Annotated in this window: 6 protein-coding genes; all 6 read right to left on the minus strand. The window is 46.2% G+C overall.

Annotated elements, in window-relative coordinates; genetic code table 11:
• Positions 1-35: 35 nt before the first annotated feature.
• Positions 36-1,532 carry an MFS transporter gene (locus BACCELL_RS15320; RefSeq protein ID WP_007212789.1) on the minus strand — a complete coding sequence of 499 codons (1,497 nt, stop codon included), beginning with the start codon at positions 1,530-1,532 and terminating at the stop codon, positions 36-38.
• A gap of 73 nt (positions 1,533-1,605) precedes the next feature.
• Positions 1,606-3,276: a sialate O-acetylesterase gene (locus BACCELL_RS15325; protein ID WP_007212790.1), complete on the minus strand. Its 1,671-nt coding sequence runs from the start codon at positions 3,274-3,276 to the stop codon at positions 1,606-1,608.
• Between the two features lie 37 nt (positions 3,277-3,313).
• A complete protein-coding gene (locus tag BACCELL_RS15330; protein WP_029428712.1) occupies positions 3,314-5,026 on the minus strand; it encodes a GH35 family beta-galactosidase in 1,713 nt (570 codons plus the stop codon).
• A 269-nt stretch (positions 5,027-5,295) separates the two neighbouring features.
• Complete coding sequence (locus tag BACCELL_RS15335) at positions 5,296-7,614, minus strand: endo-1,4-beta-xylanase (protein WP_007212793.1); 2,319 nt, start codon at positions 7,612-7,614, stop codon at positions 5,296-5,298.
• A gap of 32 nt (positions 7,615-7,646) precedes the next feature.
• The gene (locus BACCELL_RS15340) at positions 7,647-9,050 is read right to left on the minus strand and encodes a glycan-binding surface protein (protein WP_007212794.1); all 1,404 of its coding nucleotides are present in this window, start codon (positions 9,048-9,050) and stop codon (positions 7,647-7,649) included.
• A 15-nt stretch (positions 9,051-9,065) separates the two neighbouring features.
• Positions 9,066-9,628, minus strand: a 563-nt coding sequence (locus BACCELL_RS15345) for a RagB/SusD family nutrient uptake outer membrane protein (RefSeq protein WP_007212795.1), incomplete at its 5' end; no start/stop codon positions are given.

Raw genomic sequence — 9,628 nt, forward strand, 5'->3', positions numbered from 1 at the left:
ATACCATTATGAATAAATCCTATCAGCCTTTACACTTAATAATCTTCTTTACTTCTGCGTTCCGTCAGTTCAGCCTGCATCTCTTCATTATACTTCTTTGTAATAGGATAGAAGTACAGCGCTATGACGCCGATGAAGAACGTAACGGCCGGAATAATACTGGATGAAAGCACGATACCATGAATAGCCGATTCGCTTTGTGCGATCCCTGCGCCTGATACATAACCGAAACCGGAGAGTAGGAAACCCAATATAGCGCCGCCAATACCCAATCCGGCTTTCAGTGCAAATACCACACCTGCGAACACGAAACCCGTTGCACGGCGGTGATTGACATATTCCGAATGATCTGCCACGTCAGCAATCATAGCCCAAAGCAACGGAACGGTAGGAGCGTATGCCAAACTCTTGAGGAAGTTCAGGACGAACATCGTCTCTACATCCGTCTCATTCGGGAAATAGAAGAAGGCGGTGAACACTGCCGTCAGAGCCAAACAAACGATAAATACCGATTTCTTTCCGAAACGGTTGGCCAGGAAACCGGACAGGAAGATAACGCCGAAGAACTGTACCACTGCTCCCAGCATGTTGAACACACCGAAGCCTACTTCATAAGCCTTTTCAGGACTGCTGACAATAAGACCGAAAGCATTCAGTATCGTATAGCCCACCGAATCACTGGCCTGTGTAGCCACCAACCCCAGCTTATCGAGGAAGGCAAATAATGCGCCCGAATCCACATAATTCTCAAAATAGTAGTTCATAGCGCTTCCCCACATGGCAAGGGTAGTGAAAAGGAAGAGCGTCAGGATGAACATAGCCCGCCAGGGAATATTCTTGAATACATCCTTGATGTCTTTCCGGGTATCAGTTTTCTGATTTGCCGGCGGTGTGATACGTTCGCGGCTGGAGAAGAAAGTAATAACCAGGAACACGAAACCGATGACTGCGAATAAGGAAATAGTGCACAGCCAACCGTGCCCCTTATCACCGCTTTCACCTGCGAACTTGCTTACCAACGGGAGCGTCAAGCCCTGTACCACAAACTGTGCAATGGTAGCGGCAACGAAACGGATAGACGTAATGCTTGTACGTTCCTTGATGTCACTTGACATTACACCACCCAACGATGCGTACGGTGTATTGTTGAACGAGTAAAGCGTCATCAACAAGGTATAAGAGATTGTAGCGTACACCGCTACCAAACCTTTATCCTCGATGCCGGGATTGTAGAATGCCAGCACATAGAACACCATGAACGGCAATGCGGTCCAGAGTACCCATGGGCGGTATTTGCCCCATTTGGTTTGTGTCCGGTCGGACAATATACCTACGGTAGGGTCTACAAAAGCGTCCACAATGCGGGCAATCAGCATCACTGATCCTGCAATGGCGCCTTCCAGACCGAAGACATCGGTATAAAACTTGGTTTGATAAATCATCATCATCTGGAACACGAGGTTCGCAGAGCAATCTCCTAAACTATAGCCAATCTTCTCGGCCATAGACACTTTTTGACTTAGTGCGTTCATAGTGCTGTATTATTCAGTTATTAATAGTCAGTAATCAGTTGTTCGTTTGCTGTTATCCGTTTCCGGTTGTCCGTCATTTATTATTCTCCAGCGCACTTTCTGCTGCGCGTTGTCCCAGGGTTTTCTTATCCAATGGATGTATATCGTTCCATTCGCCCAGGTCACTGTTGCGGATGAGTCGGGTGTTCCGGTTGGTTTCAGCTACTTTGGCCTGTTCTTTGCGCATCTCAGCCCAGGCTTGCCGACCGCTGACGTCATCTCGGGACAGGAAGTCTGCCAGTTCTACAATGTAGAAAGGTAATTCCGGGTTGCCGAATGTGCTACGCCAATCAGCAATCATAGCTGTCAGTAGTGCGGCGTATTCATTGCGGCGGTCTACATTGGACTCTCCCTGATACCAGAGTACACCACGGATACCATAGTTTTGTAATGGAGCAATCATGGCATTGTACAGGCATACCGGCTTGTAACAGAAGAACATCATTCCCGGAGCCGGAGGCATGGAAGCACCTAATCTGTATTTCCATTCTCCTTGCAGGCTTACTTCTTCATTTCCGCAAACAATTTTATAAGGCTTCTCCTTTACAAAGTGCGGATAACCGTTATTGCTGATGAGGCGTATGGTTACTGTATTCTTTCCTGCTTTCAACACACCTGCCGGAATGGTATAGATGCGTGGAGGATACTGGTAGGAAACAGTACCTACGAATGTACCGTTCACATAGACGGAGTCTGCATCTACGATGCAACCTAAACGCAAGGTCGCTTCTTTTCCGTTCCAGTCTTGCGGTACTTCCACTTCCTTGCGAAACCAGTGCGAACCGTTTATCGGATTCAAACCGTTGGTTCCCCAGTCGGTAGAGAATAGATCAACGGTCTTCCAGTCTTTATCATTGTAGTTGGCGGCATACCAAGGTGTTGCTTCGTGCAGTCCTGCATCTCCCCGGTATAGGGAAGTGTTCCAGCGATAGAAGCTCAAACCTTCTGTCTGTTTAATGCTTTTCAGATAAGCATCATCTTCATATTGCCGTTTATCATTAATATACTTCGGAAATTCTTTCAGTCCTTCTTCGCTTATCCATGCCTCAACGGGAGTTCCGCCCCAACTGGAGTTTATCAGTCCGACGGGTATGTTGTTCTTTTCATACATGGCTTTGGCAAAGAAATAGCCCAGAGCGGAGAAGTTCATGACGTTTTCCTGCGTCAGCGGTTTCCAGGCAACGTAATCCGGCAAGTCCGTTTGCGGTGCATGGAAGTTGAAGATATTGGGTACTTTCAGTTGCCGTATATTCGTGTTCTCGTAAGCGGAGATTTCATCACGGAACATATCCGTAACCCGGCTGACGGGCAGTTCCATATTGGATTGACCGGAGCATAGCCATACATCTCCCACCAGAATATCTTTCAGTTCGATGTCATTTACTTGAAGGATGTAAGGCCCGCCGGGTTTCATGGCAGGCAGGGTGAGGGACCATTGGCCGTTTTCATCTGCTGTGGCTGTGTAAGTAGCTTTTAGTTTTCCACCTTTTACACCTGTAGGGGTGGCATTCTTCAGGAACTTTACCTGTACGCTTTCTCCGGCATCTGCCGTACCCCATACTTTAATGGGTTGTTCGCGTTGTAGTACCATTCCGTCAGAAATCAAGGCAGGTAACTTTACCTTTGCGTTTACCATGGAAGTAGCGCAAAGGCAAAGTAACACTGCCAGACTCAACCTAACTTTATTAAAACTAACCTGATTCATATCTAATTTATCTTTTTATTCACTACTTAGCTACTACCTACTTATACTCATACAACTTCACATGAAGTATCTGGAAATCTCCCACTGAGATGCGCACATGGCGCCCCTGATGGTCTTGATCACCATTCAGACGGCGGATGTAAGAGAGCGTACCGTCCTTGTTCACCTTCACTTCATCTACGGAACCGATGCCGCATCGTGCCCCTTTCCACATCACCTTATCACTTATCACTCCATCACCCTTTCCTCCTGCCTGGGCAAATCCGTCTTCGCCCAACGCCCGAACTTTGGCCTGATTTTCTGTAGCTTTCTCAAATTCGATAACGATACCGCTACCTGCCACGATATACTCATTGGGTGCCAGTCTTAATAATACACCTCCACCTTCGGGCCATACACTGCCATCGGTGGCACGCGCATCCCAGGGAAGAGTAAAGAAATGGCGACAGGTTATCTTCAGATCATCCTGATAAATGATACGTTCTTTATTTTCCTGATCGAAGAGTAATCCTTTCATTGCGCCTTTACCCTGATACTTAGCGAGCAGAGGCATGAACTCTTTCAGCGTACGATAGCTTTTCACCAACGGAGAGTTGGGAGAGTCGGAACCTCCTTCGATGGAGAACGGGCTGATACCGATGGCATCATGTTCACCAAAGATATAGAAAGCTCTTACTCCATTATTGTCTGTCAGTTTGATTTCGGGGATAAACAACGGGTTGTTGTGTAATTTATATTTAGCTACCCAGTCTGTAAAGCCATTGTCGTACAGGTCGGGAGCAAGAAGGTCGATGTTGGGCGCTCCGCAATGCCATATATCAATAAGGTGTGCCAGCGGACCGGCAGAAGGATATTCTCCCGGTTTCCGGTTGCGGCTGTTCATGGCAGCGTTCACGTATAGTGGAATATTGTAGATAGACCGGGCGCTTTGTGCCATTCTTTCCACATAGCGGGCGTAGTGCCAGGCCATAAATAATTCATCGGTGTAAATATCGGCTCCGAATACTTCTTGCCAGGTGCCTTGCTTCTTGCTACCTTGGCTTTCCCATTTCTCAAGCATTTGGGGGTGGAGCGTTTTCTTATTTTTCTGCAAGTAACTCATTAATTCAGCGGGCACCGGTGCATTGAACAGTGCGTTGGCCTCTTTAGAATAGTCTCTCGCATCTTCCAGCATACCTATCTCATTTTCTATCTGTATCATGATGACGGTACCTTCCTCTTTATCAATGGCTGCGACGTGTTCCATCCATTGAGAAAAAGCGCGGTTGTCGGCTTGGAATACATTTTCAGAGAATGCGCTGGCTATTTCGAGTGGTTTTCCTTTTTGTGTATAAGCACGCGGGTATTTCTTATAGTTTTCTTTGAACCAGAGGGGAGCGTAGCAACTCATGGAGTTCTTCCAGGCACCGAACCAAAGAAAAATTACTTTCAGATCGTTCTGCCGGGCTTGACGGATGACTTTATCTGTGAGGGTGAAGTCGAATTGTCCTTCCTGCGGTTCTATCAAATCCCAGTATGCGGGAACGAGTACTGTATTCAGTCCCATCCGTTGCAGCTTCGGGAAGATACGTTCGATATCTTCTGTGCATGCTGCCGATGAATTTCCTAATTCACCGCCTAAAATAAGAAATGGTTTGCCGTCTACTACTAATTGAGTAGCGGTGCCTTGTTTCTGTAATGTACTCTTTTGAGCATTTACATACCCAACTGTCATTACACTCAAAACTAAAATTAAAATCCAATTCTTCATCGTTTGTCTCTGGTATTGATTTGAGATGTTTTCCATTGCAACAAAGATAGTGAGCTATAATTTAGAAAGCTTTTCGCAGTGTTGCAGAAAACTTCATTTCGGTTACATCATTCCTCAATGATGTTACATAATTTTTTGTTTATCGTACATTTCCCTGTTTCAGGGGGTAAAATAGGTGTTTTTACCGTATTCGGGAATAGTTTGGTAAATGGTTTGATGAATGGAATCCGGTAAGGCCGGAGCCTTACCGGATTTCCTGTCTTCACACTTTATTCAGCCGGAGTTTCTTCTCCTTCTGTTTCATACGCATTCTTCCAGTCGTCACCGCTGAAATCTGCACTGATATCTTTTCCGGCAATACCATCGCATACGCCTTTATAGGCATGTTTGCGTTCATAGTTTGCGTCGAAAAGGTTCGGTGCATCGCCTGACAGCCAATATTCATGCTCTGCGGCATTATCGCTCAGCGTCCAGATGGTAATACCTGACTGCTGAGATTCAGGAACGTTTGCTTTGTATGATTCAAAGATCATCTGATAAACGTTGGCCTGAGTTGCCAGTTGTTCGGCAGAGGGGCTGGATGTTCCTAATGCTACATCCAATTCTGTTACGCGAACCAGTTTTCCGGTGGCAGCCATTGTCTTGAACATGGCATCTATTTGTTCTCTTGTGATACTGGAAGCAGTCACGTGCATCTGGGTTCCTATACCGTCAACGGTTTGTCCATTGTCTTCGATGTAATTTACGAAGTCTATCAAAGCTGCAAGCTTACTTGGGTTTGTTTCCAGATTGTAATCATTAACATAGAGCTTAACGTCGGCAGCTGCATACTTGCGTGCATATTCAAATGCTTTCACGGCATATTCCTTACCGATGTAGTATCCCCAATAGAAGTGATCGTTTGCCCAGTTCAGGTTCAGACCGTTTTCTTCGTCTTCTACTGGTGCAGTGTCCGGCGCGTCATCACCATTACTCATGAAGTTACCGTCTATGCCACGCCATTGATTGTTGTCCGCAATAGGTTCGTTGATGACATCCCATTCTTTTACGCGTTCCATTCCCTGATGTTGCAGCATACCTTTAATCCATGCTTCCATTGCACCCAGTAAAGCGGCTTTTTTCTCTTCAGGAGTCTTCAGTTTGTAACTTATGCCACCGGCGCGGGTTGATGCACGTAAAGTCTGGGCTGTTGCAGTTTCTTTCTTTTCACCGAATTTGAAATTGTCAATGTAGTAAGTTCCGGCAACTTTTCCGTAGTTGATGCAGAGGCGAGCTATACCTTCATTCTTACAAACAAATTCGCCTTCAATAGGTATCCACTGATCAACGGCTGTTGCAGCACTTACGTATCCTTCACCGCTACCGCCATTGGCGTCTTGTACCTGGAGTGTGAAGTCCGGATTGATGACGGTTGCCTTTACCATAGCAGAGTACATGTAGGTCTTTCCAACGGTTAATGTCTCTAGGAATGAGTGAGCGGTTTGAGCACTCCAGGAATCTCCATCGGAAGGATTGACCATCACCATGCAGTAATCGCTGTTGTAACCTTGTCCCTTTTCTGAGATAGTACGGGTAGAGCCATTTCCCCAACCGAACCATGAGCCGAGAGTTCCGTCTTCAAACTTTCCGTCGTCTATGATATTGATCATCTTTTCCTCTATCTTCTTTCCGAACTTGAAATCATCCACCCATACCGTGCTTCCCGGTGTTCCGCCGAATTGGATGCCCACACGCTCGATGTCCTTAGTGTCGCTCTCTGCATAGGTAAATTCGCCTGTGCAGCGAATCCACTCGGAAGGTGCCGTAAATGTATCTTTGTAGATGCCCCCATAAGAAGAGTTCTGGCCTATGAACTGAACGGCTATGTTCTGATCCGATTTCACCCAGAATGAGTAAGCGTACGTTACTCCTGTTTCGAGCATTCCGGTAGGCCAGAACAGCTGGCAGTCATAGTTCGCATTTGATTCGCTGGTCATGGTGAAGCGAATGGCGTAGTCACTGTCATGGCCCGGCTGCTCTACGGCATAGTTGTATTTGCCCCATAACCCTGTCCATCCATTTGCATTGCCTCCTTCAAATCCGTAGTTGCTGACAATATTCTCGCATACATCATCATCACCTACCTCAACGACAACTTCCGGTGCGATCAGTGATTTCAAGTATGTCTGTTTTTGCTGAGTATGCCAGAGGAAGTTATGCCCATATATCTGGATGTCGGCCGGAACCAGGTTCAGGAATGCGTCGATTGTTGTGAAATTCAATTCACCGTTCGCTTTCACTACAGCCGAATGTTTCATGGCGTTTCCGGTTGTAAACATCTGGAAGTTAGCATCGGCTATGGTTCTGTATGCCGCATCGTTGATGTATAGGTCGGCTCCTAAGCCAAGTCCTACATTCATGTTAGGAGCATATTGTGCCACATACGATTTTATATAGTCATAATTTGCTATCTTTTCCTTTAATGCAAGGGGAATGTCGGAGGCTGTGATACTTCCGTCGGAGTTTTTCCATTCCATTATCTGGTCATCGCAACTACTCCATGTCAGTGCGCAAGCCATCAGTGGAAGAATAATTCTATTTAGTTTCATAATTCTTAATGTTTAATGGGTTTCTACTGAGTTTATTCCGTAGTTTCTTCATCTTCAGGATAATCGGAGATTGTGACAGTCTTGTAAGGTACTACACGCCAGTTGTCCAGATAGATACGGCTTGAGAAAGCTGTGGATGTGATACTTACATCTTGGTAAGTAAAGTCTGTATTGACAAATCCCATACCGAAGTTTCTGTAAGTGGCGGCATTGCGGTCTTCTACCACATTTTGGAATACCGGGCTTTCTTTATCTTCTATCATGGTGGCGTATTTGTTGAACTGGCTAAACGGAATAGTTACAGTCTGCCAACCTGTGGTTGAGAATGGAACGATAGCACCTTCCTGAATCCAGGGAACATAGAATGCCACTTGATTGGAAGCACCATCATCATCGGAACCTATACCTCCAAAATTGAAGTTGTTGAATAAGCTTATTTGCAGATGTCCTGTGCCGCTCCATGCTTCGGGCACATAAACGTCGAATTGCAATGCTACTTCGGTCAGTGGGGTAGTTGCCGGTATATAAGAATACATACGGCTCCAATCATCTGCTGCATCGTCATTGCCGGCTGTCCAACATTCGGATACACGCGGTTTGCCGGATATAACTCCTGCTTTTAATAAACGTTCGGGAACAATCTGAACGCATTTGCCACGTCCGCTATCATAAGGATCTTCTACAAGGTCGTCAGCATTTATCATCGAACCGGTTTCGCTCCAGCTCCAGAAGCCTTGGCTGCCATTGCCATCGAAATCAAGTATCATACAGTCTGCAAAGTTGAAGTAAGCCGGAGTGGCTGCCTGTCCGTTGGCGCCTTCCGAATAGATGGAACCGCTTCCTGAATAGTTTTCCGGCATGATGAATGAATACCATTCACCGTCTTCATCACTTTCAATGTCGGCTGTGATTTCTATTCCGCCGGGCAGGGTTACTTTGGTGGTTTCCTGTAGGCCGGTACCGTATACGGTTACTTTCTCCTTGTCCTTAGGTAAAGTATTGCTGATGCCTGTTATGGTAGGAGATGCTGCACGGATGATGAAGGGGTGCTCCAGCGTGGCGTCATCTTTTACAAAGCGGATCTTATTGCGGTCTGCCTCTTCAGCGTCTTCAACGGGGGTATTGCTGTTGATCTGAATCAACATGGAGTGGTCGGTTACGTAGGCGCGGTTAAAGTAAGTCTCATATCCGTTGATGTAGACTTTCTTCATGCCATAGAGTCCGCTACCTTCTACACGGATCAACTGCCCGAGGCGTGCGAAAGTAACCGGTCGGTCGGGTACAGACGATTCATAATCTTCCAGATAGATCTGGTCAACCACAATCTTTGTGCTTTGGTATTTGCTGTCAAAGTATTTATCCTCCTCATTGCATGAGGTGAGGCCTGCGGCCAGGCATGACAAGCATAATATCCATATATATTTTAAGCTTTTCATATCTTCTATAGTTTGTTAATCATTGAACAAATCATTTTCTGTGACTTCTTTTGCACCGAATTCGTAAGCTACCGGGTCGTTATTCAGAAGCGGATTACGTCCGCGGTCTACATCCGAGATAGGCAGTGTCAGATTGGCCGATGTAGCGGTTGAAACTCCGGTTCCGTCAGAAGTCTTTGCATACTGGCAGGCTTCTGTTTCATCCCATTCGTAACCGGCATTACGCTCCTGGCTGTTGAGGTAGTTCACCACTTCCTGTTGCTGGTAGTAGGAACGGCGCAGCAGATCGTACCAGTACTGTCCTTCCAGAGCAAGCTCGATGCGGCGTTCGTAATGGATATCTGAATATGTGATGGTTGTCAGGGACGGCATACCGGCACGTTTGCGCACCGCATTGAAGGCGTCACAAGCTGCTTGTTCGCTGGTCGAAGCATTATTTCCAAGAATTGCTTCGGCAAGATTCAGATATACTTCTGCCAGACGCATCATGTAGGTATTCATTCCACTGCTTTGTGCATAGCTTTGGCCATTGTCGTCAATCTTACCTATCACGTATTTCTTGAAGTTACATTTGTTGT

Origin of the sequence: Bacteroides cellulosilyticus DSM 14838 (genome assembly GCF_000158035.1) — a bacterium.
Lineage (GTDB): Bacteria > Bacteroidota > Bacteroidia > Bacteroidales > Bacteroidaceae > Bacteroides > Bacteroides cellulosilyticus.